Raw genomic sequence first — 21,898 nt, 5'->3', positions numbered from 1 at the left:
TTAAGCGCGGATTACTGAATCTACACAGAAATGAGCAAAATTTAAGATTGGAATTTTTAATATAAAAGATTGAAAAATAATCAATAAATGTGTTTTTTTAACGATGGGCCGCGCCCGTAGACGCGGTCCATTAGATAGGGTCAAAGTTTGATGTGGGCGGCCGGGCGAAGTGAATAGAATTCAGTGCCTTCGTAATATCCAGGGCGTGCATTACTGTTACCGAGCATGGTGGCGGCTTGGTAGTAAACGGCTAAATCTTCTAGTGCGCCGGAGAGATCCCAGTCAGCCTGATATTCATCACAGACGTTGTGATAACAGCCTTTCATCCGTTTCTGCATCTGTTCTTTATATTTTGCAGTCGCTTCATCAATAGGTTCCTGACCGCTGCTACCAAACACTGCTGGTACACCATACTTGGCAAAACTGAAATGATCAGAGCGGAAATAACCGCCAGATTCAGGATGCTGTTCAGCGTTTACCTGCCGTTGTTGCAGCGTGGCAGCAGCGGTTAAGTACAGTTCAAGTTCAGATTTTCCTTTGCCAACGATGGTGAAGTCCTTAGTGCGGCCATAAACGTTTGTACTGTCGAGATTGAATACCCCGATAGTATTTTTTAGCGGATACAACGGATGGTCGGCATAATAGCGAGAACCCAATAAACCTTGTTCTTCACCAGTGGTGACTACAAAAGTGACTGAACGTTTTATGCCATGACCAGCCTTCGCTGCCGCCACAAACTGACGGGCGATGGCTAACATGCCTGATACCCCGGATGCGTTGTCCATGGCGCCGTTAAATATTTTGTCTCCTGCCAATGAGTCATCTTTTCCCAAATGATCCCAATGGCCGGTAAACAAAATATGTTCATCGGCTTTTGCGGTGCCTGGCAGATTGGCAATGACATTGTAACTCTCACCATATTCTGCATTGTTGGCAAATTTTATCGTGGCGGTTTGCTCTAACGGTAATTGCATTGGACCGTGCGCCGCACGATCTAGTGCGGCCTGTAATTCTAATCCGGATGCGGCAAACACCGCTTTCGCTGCATCTAAAGTCATCCAACCCTCGACTGCAACTCTAGGTTGCGGATTAGCTTCTGCCAAATCCTGCTGTGGTCCGGTCCAACTGTGTTGCACAACTGCCCAGGGATAAGACGCCGGTTCAGTTTGATGGATGATAATAGCGCCTAAGGCTCCCTGACGACTGGCTTCCTCATACTTGTATGTCCAACGGCCGTAGTAGGTCATGGCCTTGCCATTAAATTTTCCAGAAGTCGGACCGGCAAAGCCGGGATCATTTACCAGGATCACGGCAATTTTGCCTTGCATGTTCAGTCCCTGGTAGTCGTTCCAGCCATATTCCGGAGCGTTAATGCCATAGCCCACAAATACTAATGGCGCATTTTCAATATCGATCTGTTTGACATCATGATGACTACTAAATACAACGTCTTGGCGATATTTAAGCGGTAATCCGGCTAATGTAATCTGCTGTTGCTCGCTGGCGGTATAGCTCACCATTGGCACTTTTTGTAGATAACTCCCCGCAGGACCCGGTTGCAATCCCATGGATTTAAAGGCGCTAACCAGATAATCCAGCGTCATTTTCTCACCGTGAGTGGTGGGCGCTCGGCCTTCGAATGCATCAGAAGAGAGCGTTTCTATATCCTGACGGAAAAGTTGTTCATCAAAATGGAATCCGACAGCCGCATCGCCATTTTCATGAGTACAGCCAGCCAGAAGGGCTAACGTACAGAATGGAACCAATAAGCGCATAATTGAGCCTGTTGAATAGGTATAAGTTGGGCGCTGTTAACGCCTCAGGGTAGGGCAATAATGGCTGAAAGTGAGCTGGTTAAACAACTGCAGTTTGTAACCCTAATGTTACATAATGTGTCAGTAGACTTGGGATCTGCATCAGAGGATATCGATGTCTTGTGCGCACTCAAATATGTGGTTAGGACGGAATGGTTGCAGCTCGATATCTTCACGGCGTGTTACACCAGTTAAGACTAAAATGGTTTCCAGACCAGACTGAAAGCCTGCCAGAATATCAGTGCGCATATTGTCACCAATAATAACCGTATTTTCTGAGTGTGCGCCCATATGATTCAGAGCTGAACGAATGATCAGCGGACTGGGTTTACCGACATAAAATGGCTGTCGGCCACAAATAACTTCAATCGGGGCGCAAAGGGCTCCACAGCCAGGACTGTAACTGGGGCCGTGGGTGTCTGGGTTGGTGGCGATAAAACGTGCTCCTTTGGCGATAAAAGCGGCGGCTTTACGGATCATATCCCAATGATAGGTGCGGGTTTCACCAACAATGACAAAGTCCGGATTAATGTCGGTGATGGTAAATCCGGCATTATAGAGTTCATGGATCAATGCGCCTTCACCAATCACATAGGCTTTGGCATTGTTATTACCATTCTGGTGTTTGAGAAAGTGCGCTGTCGCCATTGCTGAAGTGTAAAAACAGGCTTCCGGGATCTCCGGCATGCCTGCTGCCGCCAGCCGATTTTGCAGATCTTTACCTGTTTGTGCCGGGTTGTTGGTCAGCACGACTAACGGGTTACCTTGTTCTAGGATCCGGGCGATGAATTTATCACTACCGGGTACCAGTTTGTTATCGTGCATCAGCACGCCATCGATATCGCAGATAATATTTTTCATTGCCTTCCCGTGCAGTGCATTACAACTTGTTTAGCTAACCTAGCAAGTTATAGAACAACAAGGAACCCGAAGGTTCCTTGTTGTTGTCAATCGTTGGCATATCCACCAGTGCCTAGCGGTTCTCCGTCCAAGTATGCTTGGTTATTCACCATCTTGAGTCGATTGTCAGCAAACCACTTGACTACCAAGGGGTAGATAGCGTGTTCCTGCTCATGAACGCGTTCGGCCAGCAGTTCGGCGCTATCATCCTCAAAAACGGGCACTTTTGCCTGAAGGATTACCGGACCAGCATCAAGTTGTGGGATCACAAAGTGGACACTTGCCCCATGTTCTTGCTCACCCGCATCAATGGCGCGTTGATGGGTGTTGAGCCCGGTAAATTTGGGTAATAGGGACGGATGCACGTTAATCATCCGTCCTTGATATGCCGTTACCAAATCGTCACTGAGGATCCGCATAAAGCCAGCCAATACCAGCAGATCTGGCTGGTAACTGTCGATAGCAGCGCGCAAACGATCATCATAAGCCGCGCGATTTTCGCCAGGCGTTGCGATAACACAGGTACAGTTGATGTCCGCTTCACGAGCCCGAACTAAACCATAAGCATCGGTTTTGTTACTGATCACGCCGACCACCTCAAAAGAGGCTTTAGGTTGTGCGTGATCAATAATCGCCTGCAAGTTGCTACCGTTACCAGAAATCAACACCAGGACGCGACAAACAGACATTAAATGATCTCCACCTGCTCGGTAGCATCACCTAATGCGGCAATCTCACCAATATGCCAGGCATTTTCACCATTGGCCTTGAGCAGGGCTATTGCCGATTCAAGCTGGTCGGCAGGCAGCGCAATTACCATCCCGACACCACAGTTAAAGGTACGGTACATTTCGTGAATGTCGATGTTGCCATGGTCCTGTAACCAGTGGAACACGGTTGGCCACTGCCAGGAATCGCCTTTAATCACCGCTTTACAGTTTTCAGGCAATACCCGTGGGATATTTTCCCAGAAGCCACCACCGGTGATATGCGCCATTGCATGAACAGCATGCTGTTCCACCAACTTGAGACAGGATTTAACGTAAATTTTGGTAGGTTCCAGCAAATGGTCGATGAGTGGTTTACCTTCCAGCAGCTCATTGGGCTCGGCTTGGCTGACTTCCAGCACCTTACGAATTAACGAATAGCCATTAGAGTGAGGGCCACTGGAGCCTAAAGCAATCAGCGCATCGCCGGGTTGTACTTGACTGCCATCGATAATGGCTTCTTTCTCAACCACACCCACACAGAAACCCGCTAAATCGTAATCAGCACCTTCGTACATGCCAGGCATTTCGGCAGTTTCACCACCGATCAAGGCGCAACCAGACTGATAACAACCTTCACCAATGCCGGTTACTACCGCAGTAGCTGCTTCAACATCGAGTTTACCAGTTGCATAATAGTCGAGGAAAAAGAGTGGCTCAGCCCCTTGTACAATCAGGTCGTTGACACACATTGCCACTAAATCGATACCAACGCTGTCATGCTTTTTGTAGTCAATTGCAAGACGTAGTTTGGTACCAACGCCGTCGGTACCGGATACCAGTACTGGGTGTTTGTACTTGGTTGGTAATTCACACAAGGCGCCAAAACCACCCAGATTTCCCAGAACTTCTGGGCGACGGGTACGTTTAACGACAGATTTGATATTGTTGACCAGAGCGTTGCCTGCGTCGATATCAACGCCCGCATCTTTATAACTCAGTGGGGTAGGATTACTCACTTGATCCTCTCGGGTACGTGGTTATGGGTTTTAATGCCGCAGTATTCTAACAGTTTGCCTTGGGGGTCGAAAGCCAAAGATGCTGAAGGAGCGTGCTGATATGCTTCACGAATCGACGTAAAACTGAAACTTTATGTTTTCCCTTGCAGGTAAATCTACTAAAATTTCGAGGATTTGCCTGGCTCGAGCAGGCCCAGCTAAACCTGCCCCCGACTGGCTTACCCGCCCGCAAAAACTCAGGAGAAACATAATGAAAGTTGTCGAGGTTAAACACCCTCTGGTCCGTCACAAAATTGGTTTGATGCGCGAAGGTGATATCAGCACCAAACGTTTTCGTGAATTGGCCGCCGAGGTGGGCAGTTTATTAACCTACGAAGCAACAGCCGATTTTGAAACTGAAACCGTCACTATTCAGGGTTGGAATGGTCCGGTGGAAGTAGAACAGATCAAAGGCAAAAAAGTTACTGTAGTGCCAATTTTGCGCGCTGGTCTCGGAATGATGGATGGGGTACTGGAAAACATTCCTAGCGCCCGCATTTCCGTTGTCGGCATGTATCGTGACGAAGAAACACTGCAACCTGTTCCTTATTTTGAAAAGCTTGCCAGCGATTTGAATGAACGTCTGGCGCTGGTGGTTGACCCGATGCTCGCAACTGGTGGTTCTATGATTGCCACGATTGATCTGCTGAAGCAACGGGGATGTACATCCATCAAAGCGTTGGTGTTAGTGGCTGCCCCAGAAGGTTTGAAAGCATTGGCAGAAGCGCATCCAGATATCGAACTTTACTGTGCTGCTATCGACCGTTGTCTTAATGAAAATGGTTATATTCTGCCGGGTCTTGGTGATGCCGGTGATAAGATTTTTGGTACCAAGTAAGTTAAATTTCAGTAGCAAAAGCCCGCATTATCGCGGGCTTTTTTATGATTTGTTACAGCACCATGGCTGCAATCCAACCGAATATCAACAGCGGAATGTTGTAGTGAATAAATGTTGGGATCACGCTATCGCGAATATGATCGTGCTGCCCGTCGGCATTTAAACCTGAGGTAGGGCCGAGGGTGGAGTCAGATGCTGGAGAGCCCGCATCACCCAACGCCGCGGCAGTGCCGACTAAGGCGATTACCGCCGGTGGCGAAAAACCAAAATGCAACGCCAGCGGCACGTAGATAGTGGCAATAATGGGAATGGTGGAGAAAGAGGAACCTATGCCCATGGTGATCAGCAATCCCACCACTAACATCAAAAATGCCGCCAGTGACTTGTTGTTTCCGATTAGATCCCCAATGGTGTTCACTAAAGTGGCAACCTCGCCAGTTTGATTGACCACCGCCGCAAAGCCTGAGGCAGCAATCATGATAAAGCCGATAGTTGCCATCATTCGTACACCGCGATTGAAGATATCTTCATTGTCGCTACGCTTCATCACCCCGGTGACACTTAAAATCACAAACCCCGCTAACGCGCCGAAGATCATTGATTCAGTAGCGAGTTGGACGAGCAGGGTTGTGAGCACCGCCAAAACAGCAAAGCCAATATTACGCTTGCGTGGAGTCTCAGCCTGTAACCCTGCTGTTGGCTGCTGCAACTGGTAATCGCGGGGCTTACGATAAGAGATAAATACCGCAATCAGCAAACCCAATACCATTCCGGCCCCAGGGATCAACATCGCGCCAGGGATATCTCCTGCTTTAACTGACAGACCATTGTGGTTGAGATTCGCCAGCAGAATGTCATTCAGGAATATGCCGCCAAAGCCAATAGGTAACACCATGTAGGTAGTCACTAAACCAAAGGTGAGAACACATGCGACCAGACGCCGGTCTAACCGCAACCGGGTCATCAATTGCAATAGCGGCGGGATCAAAATAGGAATGAACGCGATATGGATAGGCAACAGGTTCTGAGAACTAATCGACATTGCCAGCAGTGCTAATAACAGCGTGGCTTTAACCATGCGTTCATTACGACTGCTCTGTTCTTGCCCCAATAGCTTGATGACCGAGCTTGAGATCAACGAGGTTAGCCCCGAGTGCGATAGCGCAACAGCAAATGCCCCGAGTAAGGCGTAACTCAGCGCTATCTGTGCGCCACCACCCAGACCGGTATTGAAGGCGGCAATGGTTTCATTCAGTCCCAAACCACCTAACAGCCCGGCCGCCAATGCACTAATCGTCAGCGCAATCACCACGTTAACCCGCATGATACTTAAAGCAAGCATCAGACAGACAGCAATAACAACAGCATTCATAGAAAGGATTATTATTTTTGTGAAAAAGCCATTGTCTGGAACTGCAGCGTTGCTGTAAAGCATCCGGTAACAAATTGGTTAAATTTGTCGTAGATTTTCTATTAATTCTGCGAAAAATTGGCTATTTGGATGATATTTAATCAAATCAAGGCGCTAGCCCTTGAAAAAGGTGATATCGATCATAAATAGGTTGTGAGTTAACCGGCAGGTTTTATAATGCTTGTTAGTTAAACCAGATTTGCAAGTCACTACTCAATCCATAGATGGAGGAAATATAATGGGCGTATTAGTAAGCCGTCCGGCCCCTGATTTTACTGCAGCTGCAGTACTGGGAACCGGTGAAATTGTTGACAGCTTCAACCTGACCGCCGCAATCAAAGGAAAACCCGCAGTAGTGTTTTTCTACCCCATGGACTTCACTTTTGTATGTCCATCTGAATTGATCGCCTTCGATCACCGTCTGGACGAGTTCAAGAAACGTGGCGTTGAAGTTATTGGTGTTTCCATCGACTCTCAGTTTACCCACAACGCCTGGCGTAACACCCCTGTAAATCAGGGCGGTATCGGCCCAGTGAAATACACCTTGGTTGCTGACGTTCGTCATGAGATCTGTAAAGCTTATGATGTTGAACATCCAGAAGCGGGTGTCGCTTTCCGTGGTTCATTCCTGATCGATAAGGAAGGCATCGTACGTCATCAGGTAGTGAATGATTTACCGTTGGGACGTAACGTCGATGAAATGCTGCGTATGATTGATGCGCTGCAGTTCCACGAAGAATATGGTGAAGTTTGCCCTGCCGGTTGGCAGAAAGGCGAAAAAGGTATGAAAGACAACCCAGAAGGCGTTGCTGCATACCTGTCCGAAAATGCCGATAAGCTGTAATGGTGTAATTGTTATTAATAAAAAAGCTGCCCAAGGGCAGCTTTTTTATGCGTAAAACCATAAATAGATAACGAGTTACTCAGCTTCTGCCAGGTAACAGTAACCCAACTCCAGTAGTTTCAGCAGTAATGCGTTGATGCTATTTCGCTGCAACATCGCCAGGGCGATTTCGCTATCGATGCTGGTGTGGTTTGCCAGAATTTCAGCGTAGTCTCGGTCTTCAGCCGCAAAATCAAAACTATCACCGTTAATGAACAGTCGATCTGCTGCATCATTCTCTAACAGCAGCACTTTCAGACCACCGATACGGCTGATCACCGCACCATCCTGTAATGCCTGTTGTAGTTCCTCAGCATCAATGCGCTCGGCCTCACAGATATCCAGCTCAAAGCGGTTTTGACTCAGCAGTTTTCCTAACATGGCTTGGTAGGTTTCAGGCGCTTGTGCTAACGCGGTCAACAACGTCATCAGCCCTTGCTGTTGTGCCAGTGGCACCATACCAGGTTGTGATGGTTCTGATGTTGACGTATATCGTTGCTGTCCCTGGTTACAGTCAATCAGGTAATCGGCCATTGATGACAGCAACTCTTGCTGACTGGGTGCTCGAAAGCCGATGGAATAAGACATGGCCAGCGTCAACGTGGATCCTTGATGCGGAAATCCTGGTGGAATATACAACATATCGCCCGGTTCAAGGATTTCGTCGATAATTGGTTCAAAATTTTCAATCAGTGGCGAGGTAGTGACGCCTCCGCGTTGTTGATAACTGCCAATATCGCCAACGGTCCAGCGACGGCGACCCTCACCTTGGATAATAAAAACATCATATTGATCGATGTGTGGACCGACACCACCACCAGGTGTAGCAAACGAAGCCATCAGGTCGTCAAAACGCCAGTCTGGCAGAAAGCGAAACGCTTCAACTAATGGCTGGCAGTCTGGATACCAATGATTGATAGCTTGTACCAGCAACTGCCAGTTTTCCTCACCATATTGGTCATAATCTTCAAATGGTCCATTGATCACCTGCCAGTTTTTACCCTTGTCCTGGGTGACGACTACGCGGGAAGCAACTTCCTCCTCACACGCCAATCCAGCTAATTCATCTGCCGCGATTGGATCGGCAAAATCTTTGAATGCCTGACGGAAAATGACCGGCTTTTGTTGCCAGATTTCCTTCAGAAATTTGTCTTTATCTATGGTGAGTTGATACATGATTTGCCTGTCCGAATGAAAAAAGGCGGCACACGAGGTACCGCCTGTGAAAGTTTGTGGCGATTTATTTCAGATCATCAACAAAGGCTTCAGCGCGACCAATGTAGGTGGCTGGCGTAAGTCGTTTCAGCTCAGCTTTTACTTCATCTGGCAAGGCCAGGTTGTCGATGAAGGCTGCCATCTGTGCTGCGTCTATGCGCTTACCACGAGTCAGCTCTTTGAGCTTTTCATATGGTTTTTCAATGCCATAACGGCGCATAACGGTTTGCACTGGTTCGGCCAACACTTCCCAGTTGTGATCCAATTCATCACGCAAATGGGCTTCATTTACTTCCAGTTTGCTGATGCCTTTTAACGTCGCCTGGTAAGCGATGAGCGAGTGCGCAAAACCAACCCCAAGATTACGTAATACGGTGGAATCAGTGAGGTCGCGCTGCCAGCGAGAAACGGGCAACTTTGCGGCTAAATGCTGCATCAGGGCATTGGCAATCCCCAGATTGCCTTCGGAGTTTTCAAAGTCGATAGGATTGACTTTATGCGGCATGGTAGAGGAACCGATCTCTCCAGCAATGGTTCTCTGCTTGAAATGGCCGAGTGCGACGTAACCCCAGATATCCCGGTCAAAATCAAGCAGCACAGTATTGAAACGGGCGACAGCATCAAATAATTCGGCGATGTAGTCATGTGGTTCAATCTGCGTGGTGTAAGGGTTCCAGTTCAGCCCGAGGCTGGTAACAAAGCGTTGAGACAAGGTATGCCAGTCCACCTCTGGGTAGGCCGACAGGTGGGCGTTGTAGTTACCCACTGCACCATTAATTTTACCCATGATCTCAACAGCTTCAATCTGTTTCATCTGCCGTTCCAGGCGCACCGCAACGTTAGCCATCTCTTTGCCCAAAGTGGAAGGTGAAGCTGGCTGACCATGGGTACGGGACATCAGTGGTACAGTTTTGTAAGCTTTTGCTAGGGTTTTAACCGCGTCAACAATCTTGCGGCAGTAGGGCAGCAACACATTCGCGCGGGCTTCAGTCAACATCAGACCATGAGACAGGTTATTGATATCTTCAGACGTACAGGCAAAGTGAACAAATTCACTGACGGCTTTCAGTTCAGCATTATCGGCAATTTTTTCTTTGATGAAGTATTCGACCGCTTTTACATCGTGGTTGGTGGTCGCTTCAATCGCTTTAACGCGTAGTGCATCTTCCACACTGAAGTTATCGCGAATGCTGTCAAGCTGTGCCAGTGCTCGTTCGCTAAATGGCGGAACCTCTTCAATATCTGGACAACTGGACAATAATTTCAACCAGTTGATTTCGACCTGAACACGATATTTGCTGAGACCGTACTCGCTGAATATCCCCCGAAGTTCGGTGGTTTTATTGCCATAGCGCCCGTCAACCGGGGAGATAGCAGTCAGTGCGGAAAGATCCATTGTAAGCTCCTTGATGAACTTGGCTTTTAATATAGGGAGAGGCTGTTATTGGCCGTATCGACGATGGCTTTACGCGAAAACACCAGTTGTCGGCGTTTCCCACCCAGTTGTCGCCAAAGCACGGCGCTGCGCATTGCTGCCAGCAGCAGTGCACGTATTTTATTTTGTACCGACTTTTGTTGCAGAATATGGGGATTCCCGGAAATCTGAATTTTTGGACCGAGATTGCTGATGATATCGCTATAGATATCGGCAAAATTGGCGATCACTTGTTCATCGGTGATTGTGAAGTGCTGCAGTTGCCTATGGATTTGCTGGATGCGTTCCGACATCATCGCCAGTGCGGCATTATTGCGGCTGAGTTTGCGCTCCAGCGCCAGTAAGCCCACCAGATAACGAGTGATCTCGACATCTTTCTGGTGATTATCGCCAAGCTGGTTGATCACCCAGCGGTAACCGTTTGCCAGCACTTTTTTGTCGGGATAGATATCATCAATGCTGTCAGGGTCTGTCACTAAAATGGTGTTCAGCGCAGCAGCCAGTTGTTCGTCATCGGTTTCACCGTGACGGGCAATGTACTGAACCTGAGCAACAGCCTGCAGGGTTGCTGCCAGTGCCATGGTTCTGTCATGCAGTGTTTTCACTGATTACTCTCTTATCAGACTATCTATGATGCCGCCACCGAGGCAGATTTCACCATTGTAGAATACCGCTGATTGTCCAGGGGTGACAGCTGCAACGGGATTGTCGAAGATCACTCTTATTTCATCTTTGCCATTATAGTGAACCCGGCAACCGATGTCCGGTTGACGATAACGGGTTTTTACCGTGAGTTGTTGCCCGTCAACGGGACCCAGATGATCCACCCAATGTAATTGATGCGCGATGAGTCCATCAGACATCAAGCGTGGGTGATGATGTCCCTGGGCTACTACTAAAACATTACGTTCAAGATCTTTATCAACGGTATACCATGGCTCTTCATTGCCGTCTTTGGTACCACCGATACCCAAACCTTTACGTTGGCCCAATGTATGGTACATCAGTCCCTGATGTTGGCCGATGATTTCACCTTCGACCGTTTCAATATTGCCGGGTTGTGCTGGCAGATAACGACTGAGAAATTCACTGAATTTACGTTCGCCGATAAAACAGATCCCGGTACTGTCTTTTTTATCTGCCGTTACCAGCCCCAGTTCTTTGGCTATTTCCCGTACTCGAGGCTTCTCAATATCACCGACAGGGAACAGGCTACGAGAAAGCTGCTCGTGACCTAGGGTGTAAAGGAAATAGCTCTGGTCTTTATTACTATCTGCACCACGCAGTAATGTGGTTTTACCGTTAAGCTCGCCACGGCGCACATAATGGCCCATGGCAATGTAATCGGCATCGAGAATGTCGTCAGCAAAATCAAGGAAAGCTTTAAATTTAATTTCCTTGTTACACATGATGTCTGGGTTAGGGGTGCGTCCGGCTTTGTATTCTTCCAGAAAATACTCGAAGACGTTGTCCCAATATTCAGCCGCAAAGTTGACGGTATGCAGTTTGATCCCTAATTTGTCACATACTGCCTGAGCGTCCTGCAGATCCGCTGCTGCTGAGCAATACTCGGTATCATCGTCCTCTTCCCAGTTTTTCATAAAGAGTCCTTCCACTTGGTATCCCTGCTGTTTCAGCAAGTAAGCTGATACCGAGGAGTCAACGCCACCGGACATGCCGACGATAACCTTTTTTGCAGAAGGATTGGGATCGATAAATGTCATAAAACCTGGTTCACCGTTAAACATCGACAGGGTTAAGTTGTTTGCTGTCACCACATAATTAAAGTAGCAATGGAAAGCTGCTTGCCGCTCAATGAGTTGATGGCAATCTGGCAACAGTTAACCCGGATAATTGGTCGCGTATTCTATCACGGCTTAACGCCACCTGCTAATGCCAGGAATTGCCAATTTAACAATTCCAGGTCATAACGCGGTCCTTGGCGATAACTGCGGATCACTTCGGCGACCAACGGACTACGTAGCTTACTCCCCAAGGCGCAAATCTCGTCAAAACTAAGCCAGTGTGTTGCCGTGATGTCGGCATCTTGCGGGGCTGCACTGTGACATGCGGGCAGTTGGCAGCAGAAAGTGAAGCGCAGAAATGCTAGTTCGGCATTGGCATTGTACTGATCTATGCGCAGTAATTGCTGTGGTTGCAGCGCTAAACCGGTTTCTTCAATAATTTCCCGGGCGCAGGCCATGGTAAGACTTTCTCCGGCCTCTAAGTGTCCTGCAGGCTGGTTAAATTTTTGCTCGCCATTAATCCATTCTTCTACCATCAGAAATTTGTTTTCGGCCTCGATAACACAGGCAACCGTTACATTAGGCCGGTATCTGACTTTGTCCCTGACTGCAATATTACTCATTGCCAAAGTGCCTCAATCTGCTGTGGTGTCAATTCCAGATAAGTTCCGTTTGCCAGGCGTTGACCATTGATATCGAGCGAGTAATTGCCAATGGCGTAGCGGATTAGCCGTAGCGTAGGGTAACCAACATGCGCAGTCATGCGGCGAACCTGGCGATTACGGCCTTCGCGGATTTTTATTTCCAGCCAGCAATCTGCAACTGATTTACGTTCGCGTATAGGCGGTATGCGTTGCCATATTACTGGCGGCTCAATTCTTCTAACTTGGGCGGGCAGTGTCATACCATCTTTTAATTCAACGCCCTGGCGTAATTGTTCCAGTGCTATTTCACTCACGTCGCCTTCAACCTGTACCCAATAGGTTTTGAAGGTATGGCGTTGCGGTGCGGTCAGTTTTGCTTGCAACTTGCCATTGTTGGTGAGTAACAAAAGGCCCTCACTGTCGCGATCTAACCTTCCGGCAGCATATACGCCCGGTGCATCTATAAAGTCTTTTAAGGTTTTACGACCACCTTCATCGGTAAACTGGCACAACACGTCAAACGGTTTGTTGAACAATAAAACCTTGGTGTCCTCGAGCGAAAGCGCCGCTTTAATCTCTCGGTGGTGTTTGCTTGAGGCGCTTGAGGTAGTTGGACGTACACTATTGATAGAAGACGGCGAACGACGGTCACGGGGTTTCATTGTGCTAGCGGGTAACTCAGGAGGTGTACTATGACGCAGATCTTAACATACCTGCGACAATCGTCTAAGGATTGAAGCTGCTTACGGAATTTGAATCTTGTGCAGAATGCTCTATGATGTTCGCCAAAATGTGATCTAAGACCCGTTTTTGGTGAGTCGAACCGCTTGTCGGATTTATTGATAGAAAGGCATTTTATTGGTAACCGAGACAGCAGTTTAAAACGGGAAGCAATTGTCTCTATTTCAAGCAAACGAACGTAGGACCCAAAATGACCGATAAAACTCCCACCATCATCTATACGGAAACAGATGAAGCGCCTGCGTTGGCGACCCTATCCCTGCTACCGATAATCAAGACTTTCACCAAAAGCGCCGGCATCAATGTTGAAACTCGCGATATCTCTTTGTCTGGCCGTATGATTGCCGCATTCCCTGAGCGCCTGACCGCAGAACAGCGTATTGACGATCATTTGGCTGAGCTTGGTGCTCTGGCGACCACCCCTGAAGCCAATATCATCAAGTTACCGAACATCAGTGCTTCCATCCCACAACTAAAAGCTTGTATTAAAGAATTACAGGCTAAGGGTTATGCGCTGCCGGATTACCCGGAAGAACCTGCAAATGACGAAGAGAAAGACGTTAAGTCTCGTTATGACAAAATTAAAGGCAGTGCTGTAAACCCCGTATTGCGTGAAGGGAACTCTGACCGCCGAGCACCAGCCTCGGTGAAACAATATGCACGTAAACACCCTCATTCTATGGGGGCCTGGAGCAAGGATTCTAAGTCTCATGTCGCGCATATGGACCATGGGGATTTTTACGGCAGTGAAAAGTCAGTGACGATGCCGGCTGCTGATACGGTATCAATCGTATTGGAACAGAATGACGGTAACAAGGTTACGTTAAAGCCGAGTCTGAAATTGCTCGCCGGTGAAATCATTGATGCTTCGGTAATGAATGTGCGCGAATTGAGTGCGTTCTATGAAAAAGAGATTGCTGCGGCAAAAGCAGAAGGTGTGCTGTTATCGCTGCATTTGAAAGCGACAATGATGAAAGTATCTGATCCAGTACTTTTCGGATATGCCGTTAAAGCCTATTACAAGGCATTGTTTGCCAAACATGCGGACACTTTTAAAGCCATTGGTGTCGATGTTAATAACGGTTTTGGTGACGTAGTCGCCCGTATTGCGGAACTGCCATCTACCGAGAAAGCCGCGATTGAAGCTGACATTGCTGCGGTTTATGAAGCACAACCTCCGTTAGCGATGGTCAATTCCGACAAAGGCATTACGAACTTGCATGTACCAAGTGATGTGATTATTGATGCATCAATGCCTGCTGCCATCCGTGCCGGTGGCAAAATGTGGGGGCCTGATGGTCAACTACATGATATCAAAGCAATGATCCCTGATCGTTGTTACGCGGGAGTTTACGACGAAGCGATTAACTTCTGTAAAGAACATGGCGCTTTCGACCCGGCGACAATGGGTACTGTTCCTAATGTCGGTTTGATGGCACAAAAAGCAGAAGAATACGGCAGCCATGACAAGACTTTCGAAATTCCTGCCGCTGGCGTGGTGAAAGTGCTCAATGCCGCTGGCGAAGCATTGATGGTGCATGAAGTAGAGCAGGGTGATATCTGGCGTATGTGTCAGGCCAAAGATGCGCCCATCCGTGACTGGGTAAAATTGGCAGTACGTCGTGCCCGTCTGTCCAATACCCCAGCGGTATTTTGGCTAGACGAGAACCGTGCCCATGATGCGCAAGTGATAGCTAAGGTAAAAGCGTATCTGCCTGAAGAAGATACCCGTGGTCTGGATATTCAGATCCTTGAACCTAAAGCCGCAGCACATTTGTCGCTAACTCGTATGAAAGCCGGTAAAGATACTATCTCCGTTACAGGTAACGTATTACGTGATTATCTGACCGACTTGTTCCCAATCCTTGAGTTGGGGACGAGCGCCAAAATGTTATCTATTGTGCCGTTGATGAATGGTGGTGGTTTATTTGAAACGGGGGCGGGTGGCAGTGCGCCTAAACATGTGCAGCAGTTTGTTGAAGAAAACCATTTGCGTTGGGATTCGCTGGGTGAATTTTTGGCGCTGGGAGCATCTCTGGAACATTTGAGTCAGACAACGGGTAATGCTAAGGCTCAGGTGCTGGCAGATTGCTTGGATCAAGCCATTGGGGAATTCCTGGATAACAACAAGTCACCTTCACGCCGAGTGGGAGAACTGGATAACCGCGGCAGTCATTATTTCTTGGCACAATATTGGGCGAAAGCGCTGGCGGCACAGGATGCGGATGTTGCATTGCAGCAGCATTTTGCACCAATCGCGGATGCCTTGATCGCTAAGGAAGAGCAGATTGTGGCAGAACTGAATGGTGTGCAGGGAAGTGCGGTTGAAATGGCAGGCTACTATCGACCAGACCATCAGTTGGCTTCTGCGGCGATGCGCCCAAGCGCCACACTGAATGCTGTAATGGATGCTTAAGGTTGTATTGAACGACTGCGGTGTGAGTCGCAGTCGCGGGCCTAGCAACAATAGCTAAAATAAAAGGCGGGGTTAACCCGCCTTTACTTTATAATTTTTATTTCGTTATTTGACGGGAGAAATGGACGAGGCATGCATGCCTTTTGGACCTTTCTCAACCTCAAATTCAACTGGCTGGCCAGCTTTTAATGTGCGATAACCATCCATGTCAATGGTTGAATAGTGCGCGAATACGTCTTCACCACCTTCATCAGGGCAGATAAACCCGAATCCCTTGGCGTTGTTGAACCACTTAACAGTTCCGCTTGCCATACATCTACTTCCTTCTATGTCTGCATCCCACTCAAACAATCAGCACAAAATTGAGCTGACTGCTCACCACTCGCTGTACAGGATGTAAGCAGTTGCATGGGAAGTCAAGCGTTAAATTAACAAAAAATCAACAATGGAATCGGTCAAACTTTAAACTATGTCGCGATGACATACACTATTGTATTGATATCAGGGATTGAATGCGGTCGTGGTTGACCATATTTGTTTACTAATGGGCTTAGACAATTTTGTCAGAAGCGCGTTATAGTGAGAGCAAGATCAAATTTATTTTTCAAGCACGTCACTGCCCCAGTTATTTGGTAAGGTCAGTGGACAGAGGCTAGTATTTAAGCATGAGTAAAAGCGGTCAAATTGAGCAGTTGGAAAGCAGTATCGCGCAGGAGCTGCAACCACCTCCAATGTATAAAGTAATTTTGAATAACGACGATTACACGCCGATGGACTTCGTTGTAGAAGTTATCCAGTTGTTTTTCGGTAAAAATGAACAGGAGGCTACCGATCTGATGTTGATGGTGCACCATCAGGGTAAAGCAGTATGTGGACTGTATCCGTTCGGGATTGCCGAAACCAAAGTGGCTCAGGTAAATCAATTTGCCAGGCAAAACCAACATCCGTTACTGTGTTCGTTAGAGAAAGCGTAAATAAGCTTATCACTGTGGTTAGGGGGTGCGTATGCTGAACAAAGATTTGGAAGTGACCTTGAACCTGGCGTTTCAGCAAGCCAGGGATGCACGGCATGAATATATGACCGTAGAACATCTGTTGTTGGCACTTATCGATAACCCCGCAGCTCGGGATGCGCTGTTGGCCTGTGGTGCCAATATTGAAAAGTTACGGGAAGATGTGGCCGCGTTTATCGCGCAAACTACCCCGGTTATTACCGACCCTGCAGACGATCGTGAAACCCAGCCAACGCTCGGTTTCCAACGGGTATTGCAGCGCGCGGTATTTCACGTGCAGTCCTCTGGCCGTAATGAAGTGACCGGTGCTAACGTCCTGGTAGCAATTTTCAGTGAGCAAGAATCACAAGCGGTCTACCTGCTGCGTCGATATGACGTGACGCGGCTGGACGTTGTGAATTATATCTCTCATGGTGTTGCCAAAAACGAAGAGAGTGACAACAGTCCTGCCCAGGAAAATGTGGAAGAGCAGGCTGATGCCCCAGAAGAACGCAGCATGCTGTCACAGTTTTCCAGCAACCTCAATGAACTGGCGCAGCAAGGCAAAATTGATCCGCTTATTGGACGTGATAACGAGATTGAACGTTCAATTCAGATCCTCTGTCGGCGTCGTAAAAACAATCCACTGCTGGTGGGTGAAGCAGGGGTTGGTAAAACCGCCATTGCTGAAGGTTTAGCTTATCGAATTGTCAACAATGCAGTTCCGGAAATTATCAAGGACGCAACTGTCTATTCTTTGGACATGGGTGCACTGCTGGCAGGCACTAAATATCGTGGTGATTTTGAGAAAAGATTCAAGAACTTATTAAAGGAACTGACGTCTGATCAAAATGCTATTCTGTTCATCGATGAAATTCACACCATTATTGGTGCGGGAGCGGCGTCTGGTGGCGTAATGGATGCTTCTAATCTGCTGAAGCCCTTATTGTCTTCAGGCAGTTTGCGCTGTATGGGCTCCACCACTTTCCAGGAATATCAGAGTATTTTTGAAAAGGATCGGGCATTAGCGCGCCGCTTTCAGAAAGTGGACATTGTTGAACCAAGTGTGGACGAAACCACCAAGATCCTCGAAGGTCTGAAGTCTCGTTACGAACAGCACCACAACGTGCGCTATACACATGCCGCACTGGCTAGCGCTGCGAGATTGTCGGATCGCCATATCAACGATCGGCATCTGCCAGACAAGGCGATTGATGTGATCGACGAAGCGGGTGCCCGTATGGCGATGATGCCCCAGAGTCGGCGCAAGAAAACCATTGGTGAACTGGAGATTGAAGCGGTTATTGCTAAGATGGCGCGGATTCCAGAAAAATCTGTATCATCCACCGAAAAAGATATGCTCAAAAACCTTGAGCGTAATTTGAAGATGGTGGTATTTGGTCAGGATAAAGCCATCGAAAGCCTGAGCGCGTCCATTCGACTGGCGCGTAGTGGTTTAGGCAACGAAAATCGGCCTGTTGGTAGTTTCTTGTTCGCCGGCCCTACTGGCGTGGGTAAAACCGAAGTTACTAATCAGTTGGCACAATGCCTTGGCTTGCAGTTGGTACGTTTTGACATGTCCGAGTACATGGAAAGTCATACTGTCTCTCGCTTAATTGGTGCTCCGCCAGGATATGTTGGCTTTGACCAAGGGGGACTATTGACCGATGCCGTTATCAAGAATCCTCATTGCGTGGTATTGCTGGATGAAATCGAAAAGGCCCACCCGGATATCTATAACTTGTTGTTGCAGGTAATGGATCACGGCACACTGACTGATAACAATGGACGTAAAGCAGACTTCCGCCATGTTACGCTGGTGATGACAACCAACGCCGGGGTTCAGGAAACCGTGCGTAAGTCTATTGGTTTTAAACAGCAGGATCACAGCTCTGATGCGATGTCAGAAATCAATCGTATCTTTTCACCTGAGTTCCGTAACCGTTTGGACGCCATTATCTGGTTCAACAGTCTGGATATGACCATTATTGCGAAGGTGGTCGATAAGTTCTTGGTAGAACTACAGGCACAGCTGGATCAGAAGGGCGTTACGCTGGAAGTTAGTGATGAAGCGCGGACGCTGTTGGCTGAAAAGGGCTATGACAAATCCATGGGCGCCAGACCTATGGCGCGAGTTGTCAAAGATCTGCTTAAACGGCCTTTGGCTGATGAGATCCTGTTTGGCAAACTCGAGGCCGGTGGCGTTGCTAGAGTGGATGTCAAAGATGGGGAACTCGATATTCAAATTGATGAATTAGAAAAGGTTTCATAACCTCTAACGCATTAATGCAAATGGCTGCTTTTAGCAGCCATTTTTTTACGAAAATCCGGTACTTCAGGCAATCGCAGGAAAACACCTGCCAGTAACACATATAGCCAAGCTATAGTGCCAGGTCGTCGATGAAGAAGATGATTAGCGTGCGCGGAATACGATGCGGCCTTTGCTCAGATCGTATGGAGTCAATTGAACTGTAACTTTGTCACCGGTCAGAATTCGGATGTAGTTTTTACGCATTTTACCGGAGATATGAGCAGTCACAACGTGACCATTTTCCAATTCAACCCGGAACATTGTATTTGGCAAGGTTTCCAAAATGGTTCCTTGCATCTCAATACTGTCTTCTTTCGCCATTAATAAATTGTCCTGTTAGCCTGGTAGGTAAAAAACCGCCGTATCATGCCGCAAATTACCGAGTGTGTAAAGGGTGAGAGGCCAGACAATCGCTTTTTTCCCAGCCTTGTTCCGTTAAGATTTCATAGGGGCGATATAGCCGTTTGTAATCCATCTTCGGATGATTATCTATCTGATATCCCAAATAAAGGTACTGTTTACGCCACTCTTGTGCCAAGCGGCACTGAGTGAGGATCATCATACTGCCAAGCGAACGCTTCTCCATATCCGGATCAAAATAACTGTAAACGGCCGACAGACTGTTGGGTAAAACATCCGTGACTGCGACGCCGACTAACTGCCCATGGAGCAAGAGTTCTATAAATCGCGGCTGTAACCACTGACTGCTCAGAAAATGCTGATACTGTTCCAGACTCGGCGGATACATGCTGCCATCCTGATGACGAGTGCGAATGTAGCGGTCATATAGCGCATAGTGTGCATCCTGGTAGCTGTCGGTAATCCGGACGTCTAAATCCTGATTATGCGCCAGTGTGCGTTTCTGGCGTTGAGATGGCTTGAAATCTGCTAATGGGATACGTAACGACTGGCAAGCCTGACATCCCGGACAATGCGGACGGTACACCGCTTCACCACTACGACGAAATCCCATGGCGAGTAGTCGCTCGTATAACGGCAGTTGTAACAGTTCCTGTTGGATAACAATTAACTGTTCTTGGCGTTCAGCGAAGTAACTGCAGCTGAAGGGGGGGGTAATGCCTACAGCAACTGTCTGCGGCTCAGAGTTCAAGATTGACCTCACTTGCTGCCCAGCTTCCGGGCATTGCTTCTCCATCACGGTAACGGTAAAGCAGCTCCAAAAACTGTTTGCGCTCAATCGACTTGGCTCCCAAAGAAGACAGATGTGGATTCATCACCTGGGCGTCGATCAACTTGTAACCTTTTGCGAGAGCATGTTGGTGCAATGCGATAAATGCCGCTTTTGAGGCGTTTGTTTCCCGATGAAACATCGACTCGCCGCAAAATACCTGGCCCACGTCCAGTCCATATAATCCGCCAATCAATCGTTCACCTTGCCAGACTTCAAATGAGTGTGCTCGCCCCATTTGATGTAGCTCTTGGTAGGCAAGTCGGATTTCCCCGGTGATCCAGGTGCCATCCTGTCCCTTACGCGGCATAGCGCAGCCGGCGACAACATCAGCAAATGCGTGATTTATCGTGATACGCCAAGGCTGTTTACGCAGGTATTTGCGTAAGCTTCTGGCAATATTCACACTACCAGGAATAAATATCGCCCGAGGATCTGGTGACCACCACAGAATGGGATCATGCTGATTAAACCAGGGGAATATCCCTTCGTAATAGGCGTTCAGCAAACGTTGAGGATGCAGATCACCTCCGATGGCCAGTAAGCCATTGGGATCCTTCAGTGCCAATTCCGGAGATGGAAATGGTTCCATGGTGTTATTAATGAAGGACAGCGAGTTCACGATTGCGTATTATTAATTGACGGGCTTACCTATTAAATTAGCGGAAATCCGGCTATGTGGAAAACATTATTCAGTGTATTTGTGTTATCGACCTTATTCATGGTGTCAGCACAGGCTGGTTACGACCGTAACCAAGCAGTGCCTGTCGAGAAGGTGTTGTATGGTTCGGTGATATCGGTAAGAGATATCACCCAACAGCAACTGGTAGAGGATAAAAACAGCGGTTGGCGTACCTTTGGTGGTGCATTACTCGGTGGCGTGATTGGTCATCAGTTCGGGAGCGGAAATGGGCGTGATGTCGCTACGGTATTAGGCGCAATTGTGGGTGCCGGGATTGGCAGTAACAGTGGTAGCGGCAGTTATTATCGTCAAACACAGCTTATTGAACTGATGATCCGTCAGGAAGACAACACTCAGGTGATGATCATCCAGGACAAAGATCCAGGAATGCCATTCAATCCCGGTGATGAAGTCCGGGTTGTTTACCTAAAGGGCAGCGTACGGGTTGATAAAGCCATGTAATCAATAAAAAGGCGCTTATTAGCGCCTTTTTATTTACAAAATCAGGATTAGAAGCCACGAGGCAGTTGATTGCCGGGATTGGCTGACAATTTCTCACGCCAAATCTCTTTTGGTGTCTTACCACCGTTGCCGGCAGGTTTAACCTTCTTGGCTGGTTTTGCCGCAGTTTTTGCCGGTGGTTTAACTGCGGGAACCACGGCACTTTCTGCCAACATCTGTTCCAATTCGCTAAAGCGTACGGACTTCCCGCCATCAATTTTGTACCAGCTGCCACTTTGTTCGACGGTAACTTGTTTGCCTTCTTTGGCACTGAGCAACGTTTCCAACTGGCTGATTACATTTTCTTTGGTGAGTGTTGTCATACGATTCTATCCGTCTTTTTCGATAGTGAATGTTGGCATTTGTGAGTAATTTTATCGGGCAAATTGCAGAAATGTCCAATTTGGTAACGAAAA

At 47.9% G+C, this 21,898-nt stretch carries 22 protein-coding genes; 6 read left to right on the top strand and 16 right to left on the bottom strand.

Annotated elements, in window-relative coordinates; genetic code table 11:
* Positions 1–140: 140 nt before the first annotated feature.
* The 4 genes from KDN34_RS09915 to purM form a co-directional block, all read right to left on the bottom strand.
* Complete coding sequence (locus KDN34_RS09915) at positions 141–1,775, bottom strand: M28 family metallopeptidase (RefSeq protein WP_212593643.1); 1,635 nt, start codon at positions 1,773–1,775, stop codon at positions 141–143.
* Positions 1,776–1,916: 141 nt separating this feature from the next.
* Complete coding sequence (locus tag KDN34_RS09910) at positions 1,917–2,675, bottom strand: HAD-IIA family hydrolase (RefSeq protein ID WP_212593642.1); 759 nt, start codon at positions 2,673–2,675, stop codon at positions 1,917–1,919.
* An 86-nt stretch (positions 2,676–2,761) separates the two neighbouring features.
* On the bottom strand, positions 2,762–3,403 hold the full coding sequence (gene purN / locus KDN34_RS09905) for a phosphoribosylglycinamide formyltransferase (protein WP_212593641.1): 642 nt from the start codon (positions 3,401–3,403) through the stop codon (positions 2,762–2,764).
* The gene (gene purM / locus KDN34_RS09900) at positions 3,403–4,440 is read right to left on the bottom strand and encodes a phosphoribosylformylglycinamidine cyclo-ligase (RefSeq protein ID WP_212593640.1); all 1,038 of its coding nucleotides are present in this window, start codon (positions 4,438–4,440) and stop codon (positions 3,403–3,405) included. The genes purN and purM overlap by 1 nt, the downstream gene beginning before the upstream one ends.
* A gap of 250 nt (positions 4,441–4,690) precedes the next feature.
* Here purM and upp point away from each other — a divergent pair, with 250 nt between their 5' ends.
* Entirely contained in the window at positions 4,691–5,317 is a 627-nt protein-coding gene (gene upp, locus KDN34_RS09895) for a uracil phosphoribosyltransferase (protein WP_212593639.1), read from the top strand.
* Positions 5,318–5,369: 52 nt separating this feature from the next.
* Here upp and KDN34_RS09890 read toward each other — a convergent pair whose 3' ends face one another.
* Positions 5,370–6,689: a Na+/H+ antiporter family protein gene (locus tag KDN34_RS09890; protein WP_212593638.1), complete on the bottom strand. Its 1,320-nt coding sequence runs from the start codon at positions 6,687–6,689 to the stop codon at positions 5,370–5,372.
* Between the two features lie 277 nt (positions 6,690–6,966).
* Between KDN34_RS09890 and KDN34_RS09885 the strand changes: the two genes are divergently transcribed.
* Positions 6,967–7,572 carry a peroxiredoxin gene (locus KDN34_RS09885; RefSeq protein WP_212593637.1) on the top strand — a complete coding sequence of 202 codons (606 nt, stop codon included), beginning with the start codon at positions 6,967–6,969 and terminating at the stop codon, positions 7,570–7,572.
* A 75-nt stretch (positions 7,573–7,647) separates the two neighbouring features.
* Here KDN34_RS09885 and KDN34_RS09880 read toward each other — a convergent pair whose 3' ends face one another.
* The 6 genes from KDN34_RS09880 to KDN34_RS09855 all read right to left on the bottom strand — a co-directional run bounded on the left by KDN34_RS09880 (position 7,648) and on the right by KDN34_RS09855 (position 13,312).
* Entirely contained in the window at positions 7,648–8,787 is a 1,140-nt protein-coding gene (locus KDN34_RS09880; protein WP_212593636.1) for a ribosomal protein uL16 3-hydroxylase, read from the bottom strand.
* 64 nt (positions 8,788–8,851) lie between these two features.
* On the bottom strand, positions 8,852–10,222 hold the full coding sequence (gene purB / locus KDN34_RS09875; RefSeq protein WP_212593635.1) for an adenylosuccinate lyase: 1,371 nt from the start codon (positions 10,220–10,222) through the stop codon (positions 8,852–8,854).
* 26 nt (positions 10,223–10,248) lie between these two features.
* Positions 10,249–10,866: a high frequency lysogenization protein HflD gene (hflD, locus tag KDN34_RS09870; protein ID WP_228730305.1), complete on the bottom strand. Its 618-nt coding sequence runs from the start codon at positions 10,864–10,866 to the stop codon at positions 10,249–10,251.
* Positions 10,867–10,869: 3 nt separating this feature from the next.
* Positions 10,870–11,985, bottom strand: coding sequence for a tRNA 2-thiouridine(34) synthase MnmA (mnmA, locus tag KDN34_RS09865; RefSeq protein ID WP_212593634.1), 1,116 nt, complete (start codon positions 11,983–11,985; stop codon positions 10,870–10,872).
* 146 nt (positions 11,986–12,131) lie between these two features.
* A complete protein-coding gene (locus tag KDN34_RS09860) occupies positions 12,132–12,629 on the bottom strand; it encodes an NUDIX hydrolase (RefSeq protein WP_212593633.1) in 498 nt (165 codons plus the stop codon).
* Entirely contained in the window at positions 12,626–13,312 is a 687-nt protein-coding gene (locus tag KDN34_RS09855) for a pseudouridine synthase (RefSeq protein ID WP_212593632.1), read from the bottom strand. Before KDN34_RS09855 ends, KDN34_RS09860 begins: the two co-directional genes overlap by 4 nt.
* Positions 13,313–13,581: 269 nt before the next feature.
* On the opposite strand from KDN34_RS09855, the gene KDN34_RS09850 reads away from it, so the two are divergent.
* A complete protein-coding gene (locus tag KDN34_RS09850; protein WP_212593631.1) occupies positions 13,582–15,807 on the top strand; it encodes an NADP-dependent isocitrate dehydrogenase in 2,226 nt (741 codons plus the stop codon).
* Positions 15,808–15,912: 105 nt separating this feature from the next.
* Here the strand turns inward: KDN34_RS09850 and cspD are convergent, their stop codons facing one another.
* On the bottom strand, positions 15,913–16,119 hold the full coding sequence (gene cspD / locus KDN34_RS09845) for a cold shock domain-containing protein CspD (protein ID WP_212593630.1): 207 nt from the start codon (positions 16,117–16,119) through the stop codon (positions 15,913–15,915).
* A gap of 353 nt (positions 16,120–16,472) precedes the next feature.
* Between cspD and clpS the strand changes: the two genes are divergently transcribed.
* Together clpS and clpA are read left to right on the top strand one after the other, a co-directional pair.
* On the top strand, positions 16,473–16,781 hold the full coding sequence (gene clpS, locus KDN34_RS09840) for an ATP-dependent Clp protease adapter ClpS (protein WP_212593629.1): 309 nt from the start codon (positions 16,473–16,475) through the stop codon (positions 16,779–16,781).
* Between the two features lie 31 nt (positions 16,782–16,812).
* A complete protein-coding gene (gene clpA / locus KDN34_RS09835) occupies positions 16,813–19,071 on the top strand; it encodes an ATP-dependent Clp protease ATP-binding subunit ClpA (protein WP_212593628.1) in 2,259 nt (752 codons plus the stop codon).
* A 141-nt stretch (positions 19,072–19,212) separates the two neighbouring features.
* On the opposite strand, the gene infA is transcribed toward clpA, so the two are convergent.
* From infA to aat, 3 genes are read right to left on the bottom strand one after another with little or no spacing between them, the layout of a single operon-like run.
* A complete protein-coding gene (gene infA / locus KDN34_RS09830) occupies positions 19,213–19,431 on the bottom strand; it encodes a translation initiation factor IF-1 (RefSeq protein ID WP_037439960.1) in 219 nt (72 codons plus the stop codon).
* A gap of 55 nt (positions 19,432–19,486) precedes the next feature.
* Complete coding sequence (locus tag KDN34_RS09825) at positions 19,487–20,221, bottom strand: arginyltransferase (RefSeq protein ID WP_228730304.1); 735 nt, start codon at positions 20,219–20,221, stop codon at positions 19,487–19,489.
* Positions 20,211–20,921, bottom strand: coding sequence for a leucyl/phenylalanyl-tRNA--protein transferase (gene aat / locus KDN34_RS09820; protein ID WP_212593627.1), 711 nt, complete (start codon positions 20,919–20,921; stop codon positions 20,211–20,213). The genes KDN34_RS09825 and aat overlap by 11 nt, the downstream gene beginning before the upstream one ends.
* 54 nt (positions 20,922–20,975) lie before the next feature.
* Between aat and KDN34_RS09815 the strand changes: the two genes are divergently transcribed.
* A complete protein-coding gene (locus KDN34_RS09815) occupies positions 20,976–21,443 on the top strand; it encodes an outer membrane lipoprotein (protein WP_212593626.1) in 468 nt (155 codons plus the stop codon).
* Positions 21,444–21,490: 47 nt separating this feature from the next.
* Here KDN34_RS09815 and KDN34_RS09810 read toward each other — a convergent pair whose 3' ends face one another.
* Positions 21,491–21,805 (bottom strand): hypothetical protein, encoded by a 315-nt coding sequence (locus tag KDN34_RS09810; RefSeq protein WP_212593625.1) that lies wholly within the window; start codon positions 21,803–21,805, stop codon positions 21,491–21,493.
* Between the last annotated feature and the right edge of the window lie 93 nt (positions 21,806–21,898).

The sequence above is a fragment of the Shewanella yunxiaonensis genome, assembly GCF_018223345.1.
Classification (GTDB): Bacteria; Pseudomonadota; Gammaproteobacteria; order Enterobacterales; family Shewanellaceae; genus Shewanella; species Shewanella yunxiaonensis.
This window is presented reverse-complemented; position numbering and strand designations above follow the sequence as displayed.